Annotated in this window: 21 protein-coding genes; 5 read left to right on the plus strand and 16 right to left on the minus strand. The window is 72.6% G+C overall.

Features of this window, described 5'->3' with window-relative positions:
* The first annotated feature begins 113 nt into the window (after positions 1–113).
* Complete coding sequence (locus ACZ7J0_RS26365; protein ID WP_470891342.1) at positions 114–887, plus strand: hypothetical protein; 774 nt, start codon at positions 114–116, stop codon at positions 885–887.
* On the plus strand, positions 887–1,372 hold the full coding sequence (locus ACZ7J0_RS26370; protein ID WP_470891344.1) for a hypothetical protein: 486 nt from the start codon (positions 887–889) through the stop codon (positions 1,370–1,372). The genes ACZ7J0_RS26365 and ACZ7J0_RS26370 overlap by 1 nt, the downstream gene beginning before the upstream one ends.
* Positions 1,373–1,496: 124 nt before the next feature.
* Here the strand turns inward: ACZ7J0_RS26370 and der are convergent, their stop codons facing one another.
* The 5 genes from der to aroH form a co-directional block, all read right to left on the minus strand.
* Positions 1,497–2,945: a ribosome biogenesis GTPase Der gene (gene der, locus ACZ7J0_RS26375; RefSeq protein WP_470891345.1), complete on the minus strand. Its 1,449-nt coding sequence runs from the start codon at positions 2,943–2,945 to the stop codon at positions 1,497–1,499.
* A gap of 62 nt (positions 2,946–3,007) precedes the next feature.
* Positions 3,008–3,691 carry a lysophospholipid acyltransferase family protein gene (locus ACZ7J0_RS26380; protein WP_470891347.1) on the minus strand — a complete coding sequence of 228 codons (684 nt, stop codon included), beginning with the start codon at positions 3,689–3,691 and terminating at the stop codon, positions 3,008–3,010.
* On the minus strand, positions 3,649–4,332 hold the full coding sequence (gene cmk, locus ACZ7J0_RS26385; RefSeq protein ID WP_470891349.1) for a (d)CMP kinase: 684 nt from the start codon (positions 4,330–4,332) through the stop codon (positions 3,649–3,651). Before cmk ends, ACZ7J0_RS26380 begins: the two co-directional genes overlap by 43 nt.
* A 157-nt stretch (positions 4,333–4,489) precedes the next feature.
* Complete coding sequence (locus tag ACZ7J0_RS26390) at positions 4,490–5,578, minus strand: prephenate dehydrogenase (RefSeq protein WP_470891351.1); 1,089 nt, start codon at positions 5,576–5,578, stop codon at positions 4,490–4,492.
* The gene (gene aroH, locus ACZ7J0_RS26395) at positions 5,575–5,937 is read right to left on the minus strand and encodes a chorismate mutase (protein WP_468709664.1); all 363 of its coding nucleotides are present in this window, start codon (positions 5,935–5,937) and stop codon (positions 5,575–5,577) included. The genes ACZ7J0_RS26390 and aroH overlap by 4 nt, the downstream gene beginning before the upstream one ends.
* A 257-nt stretch (positions 5,938–6,194) precedes the next feature.
* Between aroH and ACZ7J0_RS26400 the strand changes: the two genes are divergently transcribed.
* The 3 genes from ACZ7J0_RS26400 (at position 6,195) to ACZ7J0_RS26410 (ending at position 7,897) form a co-directional block, all read left to right on the plus strand.
* On the plus strand, positions 6,195–6,530 hold the full coding sequence (locus ACZ7J0_RS26400) for a DUF952 domain-containing protein (RefSeq protein ID WP_470891353.1): 336 nt from the start codon (positions 6,195–6,197) through the stop codon (positions 6,528–6,530).
* 92 nt (positions 6,531–6,622) lie between these two features.
* Positions 6,623–7,129: a Rieske (2Fe-2S) protein gene (locus ACZ7J0_RS26405; protein ID WP_470891355.1), complete on the plus strand. Its 507-nt coding sequence runs from the start codon at positions 6,623–6,625 to the stop codon at positions 7,127–7,129.
* 30 nt (positions 7,130–7,159) lie between these two features.
* Entirely contained in the window at positions 7,160–7,897 is a 738-nt protein-coding gene (locus ACZ7J0_RS26410; protein ID WP_470891357.1) for a nucleotidyltransferase domain-containing protein, read from the plus strand.
* Here ACZ7J0_RS26410 and ACZ7J0_RS26415 read toward each other — a convergent pair.
* The 11 genes from ACZ7J0_RS26415 to ACZ7J0_RS26465 all read right to left on the minus strand — a co-directional run bounded on the left by ACZ7J0_RS26415 (position 7,829) and on the right by ACZ7J0_RS26465 (position 19,996).
* Entirely contained in the window at positions 7,829–8,581 is a 753-nt protein-coding gene (locus ACZ7J0_RS26415; protein WP_470891359.1) for a nucleotidyltransferase domain-containing protein, read from the minus strand. The two genes, ACZ7J0_RS26410 and ACZ7J0_RS26415, sit on opposite strands and share 69 nt — an antisense overlap.
* A gap of 3 nt (positions 8,582–8,584) precedes the next feature.
* Positions 8,585–9,607 (minus strand): ADP-ribosylglycohydrolase family protein, encoded by a 1,023-nt coding sequence (locus tag ACZ7J0_RS26420; RefSeq protein ID WP_470891361.1) that lies wholly within the window; start codon positions 9,605–9,607, stop codon positions 8,585–8,587.
* Positions 9,604–10,347, minus strand: coding sequence for an NUDIX hydrolase (locus ACZ7J0_RS26425; RefSeq protein WP_470891363.1), 744 nt, complete (start codon positions 10,345–10,347; stop codon positions 9,604–9,606). The genes ACZ7J0_RS26420 and ACZ7J0_RS26425 overlap by 4 nt, the downstream gene beginning before the upstream one ends.
* Positions 10,344–11,420, minus strand: a complete 1,077-nt coding sequence (locus ACZ7J0_RS26430; RefSeq protein WP_470891365.1) for an AAA family ATPase — start codon at positions 11,418–11,420, stop codon at positions 10,344–10,346. Before ACZ7J0_RS26430 ends, ACZ7J0_RS26425 begins: the two co-directional genes overlap by 4 nt.
* Positions 11,421–11,547: 127 nt before the next feature.
* Positions 11,548–12,657: a pseudouridine synthase gene (locus ACZ7J0_RS26435; protein WP_470891367.1), complete on the minus strand. Its 1,110-nt coding sequence runs from the start codon at positions 12,655–12,657 to the stop codon at positions 11,548–11,550.
* On the minus strand, positions 12,657–13,262 hold the full coding sequence (gene scpB, locus ACZ7J0_RS26440; protein WP_468709679.1) for an SMC-Scp complex subunit ScpB: 606 nt from the start codon (positions 13,260–13,262) through the stop codon (positions 12,657–12,659). Before scpB ends, ACZ7J0_RS26435 begins: the two co-directional genes overlap by 1 nt.
* The gene (locus tag ACZ7J0_RS26445; RefSeq protein ID WP_470891370.1) at positions 13,259–14,563 is read right to left on the minus strand and encodes a segregation and condensation protein A; all 1,305 of its coding nucleotides are present in this window, start codon (positions 14,561–14,563) and stop codon (positions 13,259–13,261) included. The genes scpB and ACZ7J0_RS26445 overlap by 4 nt, the downstream gene beginning before the upstream one ends.
* 49 nt (positions 14,564–14,612) lie before the next feature.
* Complete coding sequence (locus tag ACZ7J0_RS26450) at positions 14,613–15,146, minus strand: hypothetical protein (protein WP_470891372.1); 534 nt, start codon at positions 15,144–15,146, stop codon at positions 14,613–14,615.
* Positions 15,131–16,156, minus strand: coding sequence for a ParA family protein (locus tag ACZ7J0_RS26455; protein WP_468709684.1), 1,026 nt, complete (start codon positions 16,154–16,156; stop codon positions 15,131–15,133). Before ACZ7J0_RS26455 ends, ACZ7J0_RS26450 begins: the two co-directional genes overlap by 16 nt.
* Positions 16,157–16,685: 529 nt before the next feature.
* On the minus strand, positions 16,686–17,801 hold the full coding sequence (ald, locus tag ACZ7J0_RS26460) for an alanine dehydrogenase (protein WP_468709687.1): 1,116 nt from the start codon (positions 17,799–17,801) through the stop codon (positions 16,686–16,688).
* 146 nt (positions 17,802–17,947) lie between these two features.
* On the minus strand, positions 17,948–19,996 hold the full coding sequence (locus ACZ7J0_RS26465; protein WP_470891375.1) for a tetratricopeptide repeat protein: 2,049 nt from the start codon (positions 19,994–19,996) through the stop codon (positions 17,948–17,950).
* Positions 19,997–20,281: the final 285 nt, after the last annotated feature.

The raw sequence follows: 20,281 nt of genomic DNA on the forward strand, positions 1-20,281 counted from the left end.
CCGATTCCCGTTGGCGTTCGCGCGTGACCCCGGCCACGGATCTCCCGTTGAAGTCTCCATGAGACGAGCCGGGACCCGCCCGCCTCGTGTGCACCGAGTCCGAGGAGTCACCCGTGCCGCGCATGCTCGACGTCAGCGAGGAAGTACGCGCCGAGATCGGCGATGAAGAAGCCGACCGGCTGCTCGCCGGCGAGAACGCCCCGGGCAGCTATGACTGCACCTCCTGCCGCACCCCGGGCGACTCCGAGCAGGAGCGCACCAGCACCGTGCTCTTCGTCGGCGACGAGACCGCGGTACTGGCGTTCGCCCACGCCACCTGCATCCCGTCGCAGGTGGTCCAGGTCGCCGAGGAGCAGCTGCAGGGCGCCGTCCGGTCCATCACCGGAAAGGAATCCGGTCCGGGCGTCCCCGAGCAGGCCGTACTGGGCGTCACCAGCGGTCTCGTCCTGATCCAGGGCGAGCTGTACCCGGCGATCGTCGTCGAACCGACCGCCCCGGTCGTCCGCCCCGGCTCCGGCAGCACCACCGACGAGTTCATGCAGCTCCTCTCCGAGCAGGGCTTCCTGCCCGTGCACGACATGGAGACGCTGCCCTCCCCGCTCCCCGGCTGGTCCGTGCTGGTGGCCATGGGGCAGCTGCACGCCGTGCTCCAGCCGGGTACGGGCGGCGGCGGCAGCGGCCCCGCCTGGTGGCAGGCCCACCAGCCCCTCCAGGTCACCGAGGGCTGGCGCGCGGCGGTCAACAAGTCGAAGTCGGTCCTGGTCTACGCGGCCTCGGTGGGCACGATCGGGCAGCAGCCCCGCGAGGACCTGCTGCGGGAGGCCCTGGAGAAGGCGGCTGCCAACGGTCGGCTCGTCGGCGCCGTGATGCCGCTGGCGGGCACCTGATGGACGACGTACGCGCGGGCATAGGCCCGGCGTACGTCCCCCGGGTGCCGACCGTGGACCGGCCCGGGCGGGCTTCGATTTCCCAGGCCCGCCCGCATCCGAAGGGCGGTGGGTTCGTTGGCACCTACGTGCACGCATACGACCGCTCCCGCCAGCCGTCCCAGAACCAGATCCCCGCGATGCGCCCGGCGCACGAGGCGACCGTCAGCCCTTCCGCGACGCCCATCTACGACGCGCTGTACTCCGAGTACCTCCGCGCGTTCCGGACGCTGCCGGGTGACCGCAGCGGCGAGGAGGACCTGACCTTCCAGGGGTTCGGCACGGGGCTGCACGCCGGCCGTGCGGGCCATGGCGGCACCGGGTACTCCGGGCACGGCGGCGGCGCCCACGCGGCTCCGCGCACCCCCTACCCAGGGGCGTGGCGGCCCTACACGCAGCATCACGTCCCGGCGGCGCTGCCGCCGGCTCCCCGCAGGGGACTGTGAAGACGGCTCACGACAGCGGCCGGCTCGATGACAACGGCTGAGGGCCGGGGCGATTCGCCCCGGCCCTCAGCCGTTGTCCACGCGGGTCACCCCGCCGGTTCACCCGATCGGCTCACCCGGCCGGTCACTTCTTGCGGCCGCGCTTCTCGCGCACCCGTACCGAGATGTGGATCGGAGTGCCCTCGAAGCCGAACTCCTCACGCAGCCGGCGCTCGACGAAGCGGCGGTAGCCGGCCTCCAGGAAGCCGGAGGCGAAAAGGACGAACCGGGGCGGCTTGGTGCCCGCCTGCGTACCGAACAGGATGCGGGGCTGCTTGCCGCCGCGGATCGGGTGCGGGTGCGAGGCCACGATCTCGCCGAGGAAGGCGTTGAGCCGGCCCGTGGGGATACGGGTCTCCCAGCCCTCCAGGGCCGTCTCGATCGCGGGGACCAGCTTCTCCATGTGGCGGCCGGTCAGGGCGGAGACGTTGACCCGGGGGGCCCAGGCGATCTGGGCCAGCTCGGTTTCGATCTCGCGCTCCAGGTAGTAGCGGCGCTCCTCGTCGAGGGTGTCCCACTTGTTGAAGGCGACGACGATGGCACGGCCGGACTCGACCGCCATGGTGACGATGCGCTGGTCCTGGACGCTGATGTTCTCGCTCGCGTCGATCAGGATGACCGCGACCTCCGCCTTCTCGACGGCGGCGGCCGTGCGCAGGGAGGCGTAGTAGTCGGCGCCCTGCTGGAGGTGGACGCGCTTGCGGATACCGGCGGTGTCGACGAACTTCCAGGTGACGCCGCCGAGCTCGATCAGCTCGTCGACCGGGTCGCGGGTGGTGCCCGCCAGCTCGTTGACGACGACCCGCTCCTCGCGCGCCACCTTGTTCAGCAGGGAGGACTTGCCGACGTTCGGGCGGCCGATGAGCGCGATGCGGCGCGGGCCGCCGATGGCGGTGCCGAAGGTCTGCGCGGGGGCCTCGGGCAGCGCCTCGAGGACGGCGTCGAGCATGTCGCCGGTGCCGCGGCCGTGCAGCGAGGAGACCGGGTGCGGCTGGCCGAGGCCGAGCGACCACAGGGCCGTCGCGTCCGCCTCGCCGCTGGGGCCGTCGACCTTGTTGGCGCACAGGACGACGGGCTTGCCGGCGCGGCGCAGGAGCTTGACGACGGCCTCGTCGGTGTCGGTGGCGCCCACGGTCGAGTCGACCACGAAGACGACCGCGTCGGCGGCCTCGATCGCGTACTCCGCCTGGGCGGCGACCGAGGCGTCGATGCCGAGGACGTCCTGCTCCCAGCCGCCGGTGTCGACGACCTTGAAGCGGCGGCCGGCCCACTCGGCCTCGTAGGTCACGCGGTCGCGGGTGACGCCCGGCTTGTCCTCGACGACGGCCTCGCGGCGGCCGATGATGCGGTTCACCAGGGTCGACTTGCCGACATTCGGGCGGCCGACGACGGCAAGGACGGGGAGCGGGCCGTGCCCGGCCTCCTCGATCGCGCCTTCGACCTCCTCGACGTCGAAGCCCTCTTCCGCGGCGAGCTCCATGAACTCCGCGTACTCGGCATCGCCAAGTGCCCCGTGTTCGTGCTGGTCGTTCATGAAGTCCGTTCCTTGATCTTTTCGTGGTCGGTGGGCACGAGGCCCACTACTCAGAGTCTCGCTCAGCGCCCGGTGAGGCGCCTGGCGTTTTCCAGGTGGCCGGTGAGCCGCTCCTGGATCCGTACGGTGGCGTCGTCCAGCGCCGTGCGGGTACGGCGTCCGCTGCCGTCGCCCGCCTCGAAGGGGTCGCCGAAGACGACGTCGACGCGGCTGCGCAGCGGGGGCAGCGCCCGTATCAACCGTCCGGGGCGCTGTGTGCTTCCCAGCACGGCGACCGGGACGATCGGCGCGCCGCTTCGGACGGCGAAGTAGGCGAGGCCCGCCCGCAGGGAGGCGAAGTCGCCCTCGCCGCGGGTGCCCTCGGGGAAGATCCCGAGCACTCCGCCCCCGGCGAGCACGCCGAGCGCGTTGGTGATGGCCGCCCGGTCCGTGCTCGTGCGGTCCACCTTCAGCTGGCCGATCCCTTCCAGGAACGGGCCGAGGGGCCCGACGAAGGCCTCCCGCTTGATGAGGAAGTGCACCGGCCGGGGCGCGGTGCCCATGAGCATCGGGCCGTCGATCATGTGCGAGTGGTTCACGGCGAGGATCACGGGACCGCTCGCCGGGACGCGCCAGGCGCCGAGGACACGCGGCTTCCACAGCCCGTACATCAGCCCGATGCCGATGCCCCGGCCGACCGCCGCACCCTTCTCGGAGGGCAGGGTCACGCGGCGGCCCGCTTCTCCTCGACGAGGGTGACGACACACTCGATGACCTGCTGGAGGGTCAGCTCGGTGGTGTCCACCTCGACGGCGTCGTCGGCCTTGGCGAGCGGGGAGGTCTTGCGGCTGGAGTCGGCCGCGTCCCGCTTGATCAGAGCCTGCTGGGTGGCGGCCACGTCGGAGCCCTTGACCTCGCCGGAGCGGCGGGCGGCGCGGGCCTCGGGCGAGGCGGTCAGGAAGATCTTGAGGTCGGCGTCCGGGAGGACGGTCGTGCCGATGTCCCGGCCCTCGACGACGATGCCCTGCTCGGCGGCCGCGGCGATGGAGCGCTGCAGCTCGGTGATCCGGGCCCGCACCTCGGGGACGGCGCTGACCGCGCTGACCTTGGAGGTGACCTCGTCGGTACGGATGGGGCCGGCGGCGTCGGCGCCGTCGACGGTGATCGTGGGTCGGGCCGGGTCGGTGCCGGAGACGATGTCGGGCTTGCCGGCGGCGTTGGCGACGGCATCCGTGTCATGGACGTCGATCCCGTTGCTCAGCATCCACCAGGTGATCGCGCGGTACTGCGCACCGGTGTCCAGGTAGCTCAGACCCAGCTTGGCGGCGACCGCCTTGGAGGTGCTCGACTTGCCCGTGCCGGAGGGCCCGTCGATGGCGACGATCACGGATTCCACGGTGTGGGACACCTTCCTGATACGCGGGGAGGGCCGGCCGGACTGCCGAGGGCCCCGCACAAGGTTACCGAGTACTGGCGCTTCCCCATGCACCCGTTCGGCGGAGCCCCCCGGCGGGCGGCGGAACGGAGGCCGCCGGGGACCCGTCCGCCACCCGCCGGTGGCCTGGTCAGCCGGTCCGCAGTGCCCAGCCCCGCTCCCGCAGGGCCGCGCTCAGCTGCGGGGCCGCCGCGGGTTCCACCATCAGCTGCACCAGGCCCGCCTGCTGGCCGGTGGCGTGCTCGATGCGGACGTCCTCGATGTTGACGCCGGCCCGGCCGGCGTCCGCGAAGATACGGGCCAGCTCGCCCGGCTGGTCGCTGATCAGGACCGCGACGACCTCGTAGGTGGCCGGCGCGGCGCCGTGCTTGCCCGGGACCCGTTCGCGGCCCGCGTTGCCGCGGCGCAGGACGTCCTCGACGCCCGTGGCCCCCTCCCGGCGCTTCTCCTCGTCGGAGGACTGCAGGGCCCGCAGCGCCTGGACCGTCTCGTCCAGGTCGGCCGCCACCCCGGCCAGCACGTCCGCCACGGGCCCCGGGTTGGCCGCCAGGATGTCGATCCACATCCGGGGGTCCGACGCCGCGATCCGGGTGACGTCGCGGATGCCCTGCCCGCAGAGGCGCACGGCGGTCTCGTCCGCGTCCTCCAGGCGTGCCGCGACCATCGAGGAGATCAGCTGCGGGGTGTGCGAGACGAGGGCGACCGCCCGGTCGTGCGCGTCCGCGTCCATGACGACGGGGACGGCCCGGCACAGCGCGACGAGTTCCAGGGCGAGGTTCAGGACCTCGGTGTCGGTGTCGCGGGTGGGTGTCAGGACCCAGGGACGGCCCTCGAAGAGGTCGGACGTGGCGGCCAGCGGACCGGAGCGCTCCTTGCCGGACATCGGGTGCGTGCCGATGTACGAGCCGAGGTCGAGGCCCAGCTGTTCCAGCTCCCGCTTCGGTCCGCCTTTGACGCTGGCCACGTCGAGGTAGCCGCGCGCGATCCCGCCGCGCATCGCCTCGGCGAGCGCGCCGGCGACGTGCGCCGGCGGTACGGCGACGATGGCCAGGTCGACGCGGCCCTCGGGCGCCTCGTCCGTCCCTGCGCCCAGCGCGGCGGCGGTGCGGGCCCTGGCGGGGTCGTGGTCGACGAGGTGGACGGTGACGCCGCGGCCGGCGAGGGCCAGCGCCGCCGAGGTGCCGATGAGGCCCGTTCCGATGACGACGGCGGTCCTCACTGGGCGATGTCCTTGCGCAGGGCGGCCGCGGCGCCGAGGTAGACGTGCGCGATGCGGGACTTCGGCAGGTCGGACTCGATGTGCGCGAGGAGCCGGACGACGCGGGGCATGGCTCCGTCGATGTCGAGTTCCTGGGCGCAGATCAGGGGCACGTCGACGATGCCCAGCTTGCGCGCGACCGCGGCGGGGAAGTCGCTGTGGAGATCGGGCGTGGCCGTGAACCAGACGCTGATCAGGTCCTCCGCGGTGAGCCCGTTGCGCTCCAGCACGGCGGTGAGCAGTTCGCCGACCTGCTCATGCATGTGTACGGCGTCGTCCCGCTCCAGCTGGACGGCTCCCCGGACCGCTCGTACCGCCACGACGTACTCCTTCACCTGTGCGAGTGCTGCGGCTTCAGCCTAGTCAGCCGGTCGGACACGCACGCGCGGCGACCGCCCTCCGAGACGCGCGCCCGAAACGGCCTGGCGGCGCGGGGCCCGGAGCGTCCACTGCCGGCAGTGCCGTCCGCCGTGAACCCGCGTTCCGTCCGGTACGGAACAGGGTCAATCTCACCCGGACTCGTCCGAGGCGCTACTCGGCCCGAACGCGGCCGCCGGCTCTGCGCTAGAACTGTCGGATGCTGCTTCATGTCGTGCCCCTGGACGAGTGGGCCGCGGACGCCGGGCGTCCGTACGGCCCCGCCTCCCTCTCCTCCGAGGGCTTCGTGCACTGCTCACCGGACGGCACGTCGGCCCTGGCCATCGCCGACGCCCACTACCGGGAGGCTCCCGGGCCGCTGCTCGTACTCGTCATCGACGAGGCGCTGCTGGGATCCGAGGTCCGCTGGGAGGGCTCCGAGGACATGCTCTACCCGCATGTGTACGGGCCGATCGAACGGGACGCCGTGACCGGCGTGCTGGAGGTCCGCCGGGACGCGGACGGCCGGGCGACCGAGCTCGTGCCCTGGGTCTAGGGAGTGTCCTCGTGCCCTTGCCAGGCCCATTAGGGGTGGGGGGCGCCCGTGTCGCGGGGGTGTGGGCGCCGCGCCGCGCCAAGCTGTACGCCATGAATCCTGATGCCACGCCCCGCCGTACCGTTCTGCTGGCCGGTGCGGGTTCCGTCGCCGCCCTGGCCACCGGCTGCGACTCGGGCGACGACGGGGGCGGCAGGACCGCCACCCCCACGCCGCCCGCGACCACCGCCGGGTCGGCGGTTCCGCCCGCGGTGAGCCCGCCCGCCCCGTCCCCGTCGGAACCGTCCCCGGGCGTGTCGCCCCCGGGCGCCGGCGACACGCTCGCCAAGACCTCCGACATCCCGGTGGGCGGCGGCAAGGTCTTCGCCGAACGGAAGGTCGTGGTGACGCAGCCGGAGGCCGGCCAGTTCAAGGCCTTCTCCGCGATCTGCACCCACCAGGGGTGCACGGTCGGCAAGGTGGCCGACGGCACCATCGACTGCCCCTGCCACGGCAGCAGGTACGCCGTCGCCGACGCATCGGTCGTACAGGGGCCGGCGCGCCGGCCCCTGCCGCCCCGGCAGATCACCGTGTCCGGGGACACCATTCGGCTGACCTGACGCCGATGGGGCTGACGTAATCTCACGCCCATGACTCCGGAAGAGCTGGTGCGCGACCACACGATCTACTCCTGTGTCATGGGGTCGCGCGCCTTCGGTCTGGCCACCGACGGCAGTGACACCGACCGCCGCGGGGTGTTCCTCGCGCCGACGCCGCTCTTCTGGCACTTCGAGAAGCCGCCGACCCATGTCGACGGCCCCGCTGAGGAGCAGTTCAGCTGGGAGCTGGAGCGCTTCTGCGAACTGGCCCTGCGCGCCAACCCGAACGTGCTGGAGTGTCTGCACTCCCCCACCGTCGAGCGCGTCGACGACACCGGCCGCGAGCTGCTGGCGCTGCGTGACGCGTTCCTCTCCCGGCAGGCCCACGAGACGTTCGTCCGCTACGCCCTGGGCCAGCGCAAGAAGCTGGACGCGGACGTCCGGCGGCACGGCGCGCCCCGCTGGAAGCACGCCATGCATCTGCTGCGGCTGCTCGTCGCCTGCCGGGATCTGCTGCGCACGGGCGAGCTGGTCATCGAGGTGGGCGAGGACCGCGAGCGGCTGCTCGCGGTCAAGCGCGGCGAGGTGTCGTGGCAGGAGGTCGAGTCCTGGATGGCGCGGCTGGCCGCTGAGGGCGACGAGGCGGCCCTGAGGACACCGCTGCCGCCCGAACCGGACCGGGCGAGGGTGGAGGACTTCCTGACGCGTACGCGCCGCGCCTCAGCCCGCGAGGCGGACTCGTACGACGAAGTCGTGGAGGGCGTCGTGCGCGCCCGGGGCGTCCGCTAGCCCGGACGCGGCCCGCGCCTCGTCGAGGACCCCGTGCAGGGCCTCCACATCGGCCCGCACGGTGTCCTGGTCCACCTCGGCACTCCCGTGCTCGGCCTCGGCCTTGATCTCGACGAGTTCCGGAAGGTACGCGGGAGCGGCCACCTCCCCGACCAGGGTGGGGAGATGGGCGACCACCTCGCCGGAGCGCATGAGATGGATGCCGGTGAGCAGGGCCCGGAAGGTGTAGAGCAGCGGTTTGAGTTCCCCTGTCTTCTCGAAGAGCCGCCACTGGGTCACGGCGAACCCCCGGTAGTGGTGCGCGTGGTGTGCGGTCAGCACACCCGGGACGTACGAGATGAGCTCGGCGTGCGCGTCCGTTGTGTGGACCACCAACGGGGAGAGCAGTTGTTCCAGGACGTAGCCGTTGCGTCGCAGCATCAGCCGTACGAACTTGCGCAGGTCGTGTGTGACCAGATCCATCTCGACGCCGTCCCGGTCCCACATCCGGGACCGGGTCTCCTCCGGCTCGCGGAGTCCTATCAGGCCGGACACCGGCAGCAGATGGACCCCCCGCAGGTCCACGTCCGAGTCGCGGGAGGGAAATCCGTAGAGATGCGCCCCGGAGACGGTGGCGAACAGCAGGGGGTCGGGCTGTTCGGCCACCACGGCGGCCAGGTCGAGGTCGAGCGGTGCGGTCGTCATGGATCAAGCGTCCCAGAGGGCTCCCAGCGTCAGCAGCTCGCTCCGGTACTCGATCCGCTCGGCCCATTCCTTGGGCCATGCCCCCGCCCCCAGGTGCGCCCCGGCGAACGCGCCCGCCAGGCAGGCGATCGAGTCCGAGTCGCCCCGGGTGCAGGCGGCCCGGCGCAGCGCCGTCACCGGCTCCTCGGGGAAGAGGAGGAAACAGAGCAGGGCCGTGGTGAGCGCCTCCTCGGCGATCCAGCCGTCCCCGGTGAGCAGGCAGGGGTCGACCTCGGGGCTCGCCGTGCCGAGCGCCGAGGCGAGGACTTCGAGGGCCGCGAGGCAGTCGTCCCAGCCACGCTCGATGAAGGCGGCGGGCGTCGCGTCGTGGGAGTAGGTCCACAAGTCGCCGAGCCACTTGTGGTGGTAGCGGGAGCGGTTCTCGTAGGCGTAGGAGCGCAGCTGGCCGACGAGTCCCAGCGGCTCGGCGCCCCGCGCGAGCAGGAACACCGCCCGTGCCGTCAGGTCGGAGGCGGCCAGCGCGGTGGGGTGTCCGTGGGTGAGGGCGGACTGCAACTGCGCGGCGCCCGCGCGCTGTTCCTCGCTCAGTCCCGGTACGAGCCCGACGGGGGCGACCCGCATGTTGGCGCCGCAGCCCTTGGAGCCGATCTGGCTCGCCTCCTGCCAGGGCCTGTCGCTGTCGAGCAGGCGGCAGGCGACCATGCAGGTGCGGCCGGGCGCGCGGTTGTTCTCGGGCGAGTGGTACCAGGAGACGAACTCGTCCCGCACCGGGCGGATCAGCCGCAGCGGAGCGAGCACGCCCCGGTCCATCGCGGTCCTTATCCCTCGCGCCAGGGCGAGGGTCATCTGGGTGTCGTCGGTGACGATCGCCGGCTTCGGCAGCCGCATCTCACGCCACGGCCCGCACTTCGCGAGGATCGAGGGGACGTCGTTGAACTCGGTGGGGAAGCCCAGCGCGTCCCCGAGGGCCAGGCCGACGAGCGAACCCGTCGCGGCCTGCTTGGTGATGGTGCGTGCGGCGATCACGTGGCACGTCCTTCCGGTCGCAGGAGTGGGGGGTACAGCGCTGTCGCCGCACCCGCCCGGTAGAGAGCGGCCGGTTTCCCCCGTCCGCCGGTGAGGCGCGGCGGTCCTTCCACGGCCTGGACGAAGCCGGGCGTGGCGAGGACCTTGCGCCGGAAATTGGGGCGGTCGAGTTCGACGCCCCAGACCGTCTCGTACACCTGCCGCAGCTCGCCGAGGGTGAACTCGGGCGGGCAGAAGGCGGTGGCGAGGCACGTGTACTCGAGCTTGGCGCCGACGCGGTCGTGGGCGTCGGCGAGGATCCGGTCGTGGTCGAAGGCGAGCCGCCCCCGCGCGCCGTAAGGCGTCCAGCGGGCACGGGCGGCGTCGCTCCCGCCCCGCGGCTCGGGAAGGTCCGGTACGAGCGCGGTGTACGCGACGGACACCACCCGCATCCTCGGGTCCCGGTCCGGTTCGCTGTAGGTGCCCAGCTGCTCCAGGTGGAGGGAGGCGACGGTGTCCGCGGACAGCCCGGTCTCCTCGGCCAGTTCGCGGCGGGCGGCCTGCCCGGCGGACTCCCGGGGCAGGACGAACCCGCCGGGAAGCGCCCAGGCGCCCTTGTAGGGCTCCTGGCCGCGTTCGACGAGGAGGACGTGCAGCCGCTCCTCGCGGACGGTGAGGACGGCGAGGTCGACGGTGACGGCGAAGGGCTCGAAGGCGTACGGGTCGTAGCCTTCGGGGACCCGTCCCCCCGGGGCGGTCATCGGGTCTCCGGCGGGGTGTCCTCGAGGTCCCAGCCCTCGGCGAGGAGAGCGTCCACGGCGGCGACGGCGGTGGCGAGGCGCTGCTCGTGGGGCCCGGTGAGCAGGACCGTGCGGCGTCCGGTGCGGGTGAGCCGGGCCATGAACCGTGCGGTCATCCAGGGCCGCAGCCGGCCCCCGTCGGGCGTTGCCCCGCCGGCGGCGGGGACGCCCCGGTGGTCGGTGAGCAGCCACAGGTGGCGGGTGCCGCGGGCGGCGACCCGGCGGACGTCGTCGTCGGCCGTGCCCAGGTACCGCTCGTGCCGGATGGTGGTGGTGAAGGCGTCGGTGTCGCAGAAGACCACGGGGGAACCCTCCCGGGCGGCCTCCTCCTCCAGTTCGCTCTGCCGCTGCGCGACGAGGAGGAACTCCTCGGAGGTGAAGGCCACATCCGCCGGGCCCGCGTCCGGGCGCTCGGTCCGCAGAGCGGCCAGCTTCTGTGCGGCGAACGCCCGCCCGTGGTCGGGGACGAGGCGGGTCCGTGTCCAGACGCCGCCGCGTCGCCGGTAGTGCTCGGCGAGCGCCCACGCCATGGTGGTGGTGCCGGTCGATTCGGCGCCGAGCACCACGACCCGCCGGGCGAGCGCGGCCCGCACGGGCGGCTCCAGGAAGTCCCAGCAGCCGACGGGGTCCTTGCGGACGGCCCTGCCCGACACGGGGAAGACCGTGTGCCCCGGGTCGACACGGACCGCCTCGGCGCCGAGGCGGCGGCCGAGCTCCTCCCCGTACGCCTCCGAGGTGAACACGGCGTCGACGGGCTCGGGTACGGCGGCGAGGACGGCCGGCAGCCGGGCCTCCCATCCCTCCGGGGCGTGCGGGTCGACCGGGGCGTCGTCGAGGCCGCCGACGACCTGTACGCCGGGGTGCGCCTCGCGCATCCAGGCGATCCGGTCGTCGAGCGGCAGGGCGGCGGAAAAGCCGCAGACGAGCACGGTGAGCCGCTCGCAGCGGTCGGCGGCGGTCCGTACGAGGTGGTGGTGGCCGGCGTGCGGCGGGGAGAACCTGCCGGGCACGAGCCCGTGCGCGTACCGCTTCATCCCACCACCACCTTTATAGTCACTCTGACTATAAAGCCCCGGCGGGAGCCCCGACAAGCACGAAAAGCCCGCAGCCTGGACGGCTGCGGGCTTTTCGTACGGGTCTGCCGGGAAGTGTCCCGAAGTCCTAGAGACCGACTTCCTTCATCAGCATGCCGACCTCGGTGTTGGTCAGGCGGCGCAGCCAGCCCGACTTCTGGTCGCCGAGGCCGATCGGGCCGAAGGCCGTGCGCACGAGCTTGTCGACCGGGAAGCCCGCCTCGGCGAGCATCCGGCGCACGATGTGCTTGCGGCCCTCGTGCAGCGAGACCTCGACCAGGTAGTTCTTGCCGGTGTTCTCGACGACCCGGAAGTGGTCGGCGCGGGCGTAGCCGTCCTCCAGCGGGATGCCGTTCTTCAGCTGCTTGCCGAGGTCACGCGGGAGCGGGCCCTGGATCGCGGCGAGATAGGTCTTCTTGACGCCGTACTTGGGGTGCGTGAGGCGGTGGGCCAGCTCGCCGTGGTTGGTGAGCAGGATGATGCCCTCCGTCTCCGTGTCCAGCCGGCCGACGTGGAAGAGCCGCGTCTCACGGTTGGTGACGTAGTCGCCGAGGCACTGGCGGCCGTCCGGGTCCTCCATGGTGGAGACCACACCGGCCGGCTTGTTCAGCGCGAAGAAGAGGTACGACTGGGTGGCGACGGTCAGGCCGTCCACCTTGATCTCGTCCTTCTCGGGGTCGACGCGCAGGCCCTGCTCGGTGACGATCTGGCCGTTGACCTCGACGCGGGCCTGCTCGATGAGCTCCTCGCACGCGCGGCGCGAGCCCATGCCGGCCCGGGCGAGGATCTTCTGCAGCCGCTCGCCCTCCTGCTCGGCGCCCGGGAAGGTCTTCGGGGTCTTGACCTCCGGCTTGTTCGCGTACCGCTCCCGGTTGCGCTCCTCGGTACGGGCGTCGTACTCACGGGAGCGCGCGGGCGCGGTACGGCGGCCGCTCTGCTGCGGGGACTGCTTGGGGCCACCCTTCGCGCCGCCGCGGGCTGCGCTGCCGCGCCCCTTCTTCGGCGCCTCGGAGGGGCCGCCCACGTCGTAGCGGCGCTCCTCCGGGCGGGGCTTGCCCGCGCGCTTCTGCCTGTCGTCGCGCCCACCGCCGGCGCCCGGCTTACCGCCGCGCCCGCCGCTGCTGCCGCGGCCGCCGCTGTTGCCACCACGGCTCCCGCCGTTGTTTCCGCTGCTGTTCCTGCCGCTGCTGCTTCGCATCAAAGTTCCGTCTTGTCGTCTGCGTCCTCGGAATCCGGTGCATCCGGATCGAACGACGGGACCCCTTCCTGGGTCTCGGCCTCGATCGCCTCCGCCTCGGGGAGGAAGGGCGCGAGCTCCGGGAGCTCGTCCAGGCCGCGCAGGCCCATCCGCTCCAGAAAGTAGTTCGTCGTCCTGTACAGGATCGCACCTGTTTCGGGTTCCGCGCCCGCCTCCTCGACCAGACCGCGCTGGAGGAGGGTGCGCATGACGCCGTCGCAGTTCACTCCGCGCACCGCCGACACCCGCGAACGGCTGACCGGCTGGCGGTAGGCGACGACCGCGAGAGTCTCCAGGGCGGCCTGGGTGAGCCGCGCCTGCTGGCCGTCGAGCACGAAGCGCTCGACGGCGTCGGCGTGCTCGGGACGGGTGTAGTAGCGCCAGCCGCCGGCGACGAGGCGCAGCTCGAAGCCTCGGCCCTGGAGGGTGTACTCGTCGGCGAGCTCGCGCAGGGCGTCGGCCACCTCCCGTCTCGGCCGCTCCAAAACCTTGGCGAGGTGTTCCTCGGTGGCGGGCTCGTCGACGACCATGAGGACGGCTTCGAGGGCGGGCTTGAGCTCACTCATGCCTTCTCCTCCGGGGTCTCGGGTGCGCGGTCGAATTCATCGGTGACGGTCACGGTCTCCCCGCCGGTCCAGGTGACGGTCAGCTCGCCCAGGGCGTCGTCCTGGTCGAGGGCGACGGCCTTGTCGCGGTAGAGCTCCAGCAGGGCGAGGAAGCGGGCGACGACGGTGAGGGTGTCACCGGCGTCCTCCGCGAGCTCCTGGAAGCTCACGGCCCCGCGCTCCCGCAGCCGCGCGACCACCACGGCGGCCTGCTCCTGGACGCTCACCAGCGGCGCGTGGATGTGGTCCACGTACACCTGCGGCTTGGCCCTCGGCTGCATGGCCTTGACGGCGAGCCGGGCGAATCCCTCGGCGCCGATGCTGATGACGACCTCGGGGAGCAGCTCGGCGTGATGGGGCTCGAGACCGACGGTCCGGGGGTAGCGCCGCCCCTCGGCCTCCCAGCGGTCTCCGAAGATCGCGGCGATCTGCTTGTACGCGCGGTACTGGAGGAGGCGGGCGAAGAGCAGGTCCCGCGCCTCCAGCAGCGCGAGATCGGCCTCGTCCTCCACTTCGGCGGCGGGCAGCAGCCGGGCGGCCTTGAGGTCGAGCAGGGTCGCGGCGACGACGAGGAACTCGGTGGTCTGGTCGAGGTCCCAGTCGGGTCCCATGGCCCGGATGTGGGCCATGAACTCGTCGGTCACCTTGGAGAGGGCGACCTCGGTCACGTCGAGCTTGTGCTTGGAGATGAGCTGCAGGAGCAGATCGAAGGGCCCCTCGAAGTTCACCAGCCGCACGGTGAAGCGCCCGTCGCCGGAGGGCTGCTCCCGCCCTTCGGGAGCGGCCTCCGCGACCGGGACGGGAGGCGACGCGGGCGCTTCCGCCACCACCGGGGGCGCCGCGGCCACGACTGCCGGGGCCGCCGGGTCCGGGGCCACCGGGCCCGTGGATGCCGGGCCCGTGGATGCCGGGCCCGTGGATGCCGGGCCCATGGCCCCCCGGCCAGTGGCCGCCTGGTCCGTGGGTGCGGGTGCCGACAGGTCCGTGCCCGCCTGGGCCGAGCGCCTCTCGGCTGCGGGCGCCTGGGGTGCCGGGCCCCGGGATGCCGGGCCCCACAGACCCGCGGCCACCTGGTTGGGGGCCGCCTGGGCCGACGGGTCCTCGGCTGTGGGCGTCCCGGTGTCGTCTCGCGAGGGGTCCTGGGGCGCGGTGGCCGGTTTCGCGGGCGGGGGTGACGGAGGCGCCGACGGGCCGGCCCCCGGGCCCCGGCCCAGGGTGCGGCGGCGGGAGGCGGGGGCGGAGGGGTCGTCCGTCGGGGGCATCGTGGTCCAGGGAGGAGCGAGGAGCGGCAGGCAGGCCCGCAGGCTACCCTCAGCGTCCGCGCAGGCGCCGTACGAGGATGCTCGCGTCGCCCCGGGACTCCAGGTCCGCGAGGACCACCGCGACCGCCTCACGGACGATCCGGCCGCGGTCGACCGCCAGGCCGTGCTCCCCGCGGAGCACCAGGCGGGCGTGCTCCAGGTCCATCAGCTCCTCGGCGGAGACATAGACCGTGATCTTCTCGTCGTGGCGCTCACGTCCGCTGGGCCGCCGGTTCGCCGCCCGGGCCCGCCGCCGCGCGGCGGCGTCGTCGCCCGAGCGCCGGGGCGCGCGGGGCGCCTCCGCCTCCGGCGTACGGGACCGCGGCTCGGCGTTCTCCGCGTCGGCGGCCGAGTGCTCCTGCGACGACGGGGCGGGCGAGGACGGGGGCGGCGTCTGAGCCGCCTCCGTGTCGCTCTCCCCCGCCGGCGCCGGCACCCGTGGCTCCCCGTTGGCGCCCCGCCGCGGTGACGACGCCTGCAGCCCCATGCCCCCGGTCGTACGGAACAGCTCGTCGGCCCCGGGCAGACTCACTCGGCGTGACACCGGGCGAGCACCTCCCTGGCGAGCTGGCGGTAGGCGGCGGCGCCGACGGAGTTGGAGGCGTAGGTGGTGATGGGCTCACCGGCGACCGTGGTCTCCGGGAAGCGCACGGTCCGCCCGATCACCGTGTGGTAGACGTGGTCGTCGAAGGCCTCGACGACACGCGCCAGGACCTCACGGCTGTGCACGGTCCGCGAGTCGTACATCGTGGCGAGGATGCCGTCGAGCTCCAGGTCGGGGTTGAGCCGCTCCTGGACCTTCTCGATGGTCTCCGTCAGCAGGGCCACGCCGCGCAGCGCGAAGAACTCGCACTCGAGCGGCACGATCACCTTGTGAGCCGCCGTCAGCGCGTTCACGGTCAGCAGACCGAGCGAGGGCTGACAGTCGATCACGATGTAGTCGTAGTCCTGCATCAGCGGCTTCAGGGCCCGCTGGAGCGTCGACTCGCGCGCGACCTCGCTCACCAACTGCACTTCCGCGGCCGAGAGGTCGATATTGCTCGGCAGCAGGTCCATGTTGGGCACGGCGGTCTTGAGCAGCACCTCGTCCGCCGACATGCCCCGCTCCATGAGCAGGTTGTAGACGGTGAGGTCGAGCTCCATCGGGTTCACACCGAGGCCGACGGACAGGGCGCCCTGCGGGTCGAAGTCGACGAGCAGCACCCGCCGGCCGTACTCGGCGAGCGCGGCGCCCAGGTTGATGGTCGACGTCGTCTTGCCGACGCCGCCCTTCTGGTTGCACATGGCGATGATCGTCGCGGGTCCGTGCTCTGCCAGCGGGCCCGGGATCGGGAAGTACGGCAGGGGACGTCCCGTGGGGCCGATCCGCTCGCGGCGCTGGCGGGCAGCGTCGGGTGCGAGGGTGGCCGCGTACTCGGGGTCGGGCTCGTACTCGGCGTCAGGGTCGTAGAAGTGCCCCTCGGGCACCTCGTCGTAGGCGGCGAAGTGGGTGGACTCTCGGCCACTCTCGTTGCCGGCCGTGGCGTTCACGTGTAGGCCGTCCATCATCTTCATCGTGTGGGCTGTCGTCGTGTGCTGGTTGGTCGCGAAGGTTCGGACAGCGACGGAGCCGACAGCCTCGAGCCCGGACTGCCCCGGTGACGGGACCAGGCCCCTCGCTGGGGGCACCTCCCCCACGCCCCCCGGGCGTCGGCGGGGAGTTCCTGGTTGACCACCTCGGGGAGTAAATGTCGACTCATTCACAAGTCGTCTTACCTCCTTGGACATGACCAGGAAACTTATCGATTCGTCAGCGTGGCACCATGCCGACGGTTGGCGACTCTATGGCGTGTCACCGCTCCGCAGCAACACAATCCGCCGGACCCGGCCCGATGTGTCGGCAATGGAACACCGTGATGTCAAGGGTGCACGGCTGTGCATCGCCACGTTTCGGGGGTGTGCGAAACGGTTAAAGGGTTACGTTCGAGGCGAGTTGAACGAGGGTCACAAAGTGTCCGGACACACATGCGGCCGGACCTTGGTCGACAAGGTCCGGCCGGATGCGTGAGGTTGACGGCGCGTATTGACGGAGCGCCGCCCGAGGTCAGCCGAGCAGGCTGCTGAGCTCCAGGTGCTCGAGGCCGTGCGCCTCGGCGACCTCCTTGTAAACCACCTTGCCGTCATGGGTGTTGAGGCCCAGGGCGAGCGCGGAGTCGCGGCGCAGCGCCTCGACCCAGCCGTTGTTCGCCAGCGACACGATGTAGGGCAGCGTGGCGTTGGTCAGCGCGTAGGTGGAGGTGTTCGGGACCGCGCCCGGCATGTTGGCGACGCAGTAGAAGACCGAGTTGTGGACCTGGAAGGTCGGCTCGGCGTGGGTGGTCGGGTGCGAGTCCTCGAAGCAGCCGCCCTGGTCGATCGCGATGTCGACAAGGACACTTCCGGGCTTCATCTTGGCGACGAGCTCGTTGGTGACCAGCTTCGGGGCCTTGGCGCCCGGGATGAGGACGGCGCCGATGACGAGGTCGGCCTCGACGACGGCCTTCTCCAGCTCGTAGGCGTTGGAGACGATCGTCTTCACCTTGGTGCCGAAGATCTTGTCGGCCTCGCGGAGCTTGTTGATGTCGCGGTCGAGCAGGGTGACGTGGAAGCCCATGCCGACGGCGATCTGAGTGGCGTTCCAGCCGGAGACGCCACCGCCGATGACGACGCACTCACCGGCGTGGGTGCCGGGGACGCCGCCGGGGAGCACACCACGGCCGCCGACCGAGCGCATCAGGTGGTAGGCGCCGACCTGCGGGGCCAGGCGGCCCGCGACCTCGGACATCGGGGCGAGCAGCGGCAGCGCACGGTTCGCGGTCTCGACGGTCTCGTACGCGATGGCGGTGGTGCCGGACTCCAGCAGGGCGTCCGTGCACTCGCGGGACGCGGCGAGGTGGAGGTAGGTGAAGAGCGTCTGGTCCTTGCGGAGGCGGTGGTACTCCTCGGCAATGGGCTCCTTGACCTTCAGCAGCAGGTCGGCGGTGGCCCAGACCTCGTCGGCGGTCGGCAGGATCTGCGCGCCGGCGGAGACGAACTCGTCGTCCGTGATCGAGGAGCCGACACCGGCGTTCTGCTCGATGAAGACCTGGTGGCCGTGGCGCACGAGCTCGTGCACACCAGCGGGGGTGATGGCCACCCGGAACTCGTTGTTCTTGACCTCGCGGGGGATGCCGACCTTCATCGTCGATCACGGTCCTTGGCTCAGGGGGATTACTGGGGCAATGCCATACATACCCGGGCGCACTGCGGCACACCGGGGTAGACCGCGAACGGTTGCGGCTCACCCAGTCTAATGAAGGAGTTCCCTCTGTCTAGCCTTGCAAAGCATTAATCTTCGTCGAAAGCACTGCGGATTTCGTAGGCAGAGTCCTCGGTTCCCAGAAGACGTTCGGCCGTGGCGCGGTGCAGCCTGGCGGCGGCCGGGTCCCCGAGCCGGTCGAGGGTGTCGGCCAGCCTGAGCTGCAGCGCGGCCTGGAGCCGTACGTCCTCGGCCCGGCGCGCCCACTCGACGGCCTCCTCGCAGGTACGCAGCGATTCCTCGGGCCGGCCGGCGTACTCCTGGACCCGGGCGGCCTCGCTCAACGCCCGTGCGTAGCCCGGCAGATCGGCGAGCCGCCGGTAGCCGGCGGCAGCCGCTCGCCAGTTCCGCAGCGCCTCGCCGTAGCGCCCCGCGTAGGTGTGCACCGCGCCGAGGCGCCCGTACAGCCGCGCCTGGTCCGCCCGCTCGTCCCGGGCGAGGCGGTGGGAGAGCGCCCGTCCGTACCAGTCGGCGGCCCGCTGCCAGTCCCCCAGCTCCTGGTAGGAACCGCCTACGGATTCCATCGCGCGGCCGATCGCGTACGGGTCGTTCGCCGCCCGTCCGGCGTCCAGCGCCGCCCGGTAGCGGGCCAGGGCGGACTCGGTCCGGCCGGTTCCGGCGTCCAGATCGGCGAGATTCAGCAGGGCGGCGGCCCGCTCGCGGTGCAGTCCGCGCCGCTCGGCGACGCCGAGGACCAGCTGGTGCAGCCCGTACAGCTCGGGGGCCGCGGCCTCGGCGCCCCGGTGTGCGCTCAGGGCCCTGACCAGGGCGGCGATCAGCCGGCGGGCCAGCGTGTCCAGCTCCCCGTCGGCGACGGCCAGCCGGGCGCAGGCCAGCAGCACGGGCTGCCGGGTCCGCAGCCAGTCGGCGGCGGCCCGCGGAGAGGGGAAGCGCAGGGCGCGGGGCAGTCCGGCGAGCTTGCGGCGGGCGGGCGAGCCCTCCGGCTCGGTGACCGCCCGGCAGGACTGGAGGAGCCGCACCGTCCGCTCCAGCATCCGCGCCCGGGCGAGCTGCAGCTCCCCGGGCCGGTCCCGCTCCTCCAGGAGCGCGCGCAGGACGGGGACGAGATGCCCGGGCACCTCGTACTCCCCGTCTTCCCCGGTCCGCAGCAGCCCGGCGGCGGCGAAGTCGTCGAGCGTCGACTGGGCGGCGGAGACGGAGCAGCCGGCCAGCGCGGACGCGGTGTGCGCGTCGGCGAGGCCGAGGGGCGCGAGGGCCAGCAGCCGGAGCAGGCGGCCGGTCGGCCCCGACAGGGACTCGTACACCATGTGGAACGCGCGGGCCAGCGGATCGCCGGGCAGGGCGTGCAATCGCTTGGCCAGATCGGCGACGGACGCCTTGGGGCGCGCGGCCAGCCAGCCACCCGCCAGGACGAGCGCGGCGGGCTGGCCGCCGCAGACCTCGGTCAGCGTCTCGGCGGACTGCGGGTCGACGGTGATCCGTACGGAACCGGTGAACCGTTCGAGGAGTTCGATCGCGGACTTCGTGTCCAGCCCCCCGAGGGTGCAGGGGCGGACGTCGGGGATGCCCGTGAGCGGCCCCCGGGCGACGGCGACGACCAGGCAGTCGGGGTTGTCCGGCAGCAGGGGGTCGACCTGCTCGGCGTCACGGGCGTCGTCGAGGAGCAGCAGCGCGCGGCGGACGGCAAGGGCCTCCCGGACCATCTCGGACAGCTCATCGCCGTCCGCGCCGGCGGGGGCGGGGATCCCGAGCGTGTCCAGGAGGTCCCGGGCGGTCCGCTCGGTGGGGACGCGCTCTCCCCCGGGCTCGGTCAGCCGGGCCCGGAGAACGCCGTCGGGGTAGTCCTCGGCGAGCGAGGCGGCGAGCTCTTCGGCGAGCGCGGTACGGCCGGAGCCGGGGCGTCCGGCGATGAGCAGCACACGCGCACGAGGGGCCTTGCGGCCGGAGATGGTGTCCAGGCCCGCGCGCTGGATGTCGGCGCGCAGGGCTTTCAACTCGCGCTGTCTGCCGAAGAACTGACGGTCCGTGGGTGTCGGTGTCCCGGTCGGCTGCCCACCGGGACCGCGCCGGGCGCGCTCCCGGCCGACGCCGCCCACGCCCACCGCCTGATCCGTCACGGGCCACGCTCCCGTCCACTGCGCACGAGCCGAACCCGTCGGGTCTCCGGACGGGTGATCCCGAGCGTAGTTCAGGCCGGTTCCGGTTCCCGGCGGAGCGCGACCGACGGGTCCCCCGATCGGATCAGCGGATCGTCACACCACGGGTCCGTTGGAGCGGCCCTCGGGGCGGGGAGGGGGCGAAGGGACCCGGGGCACGGACCGGCGCACTGGAACCGCCGGGCCGCGCCCGGGCTCCCGAAACCTCACGACGGGATGAGCCACCGGGACGAGCCACCGCCCCCG

It is taken from the genome of Streptomyces sp. NPDC038280, from assembly GCF_055600045.1.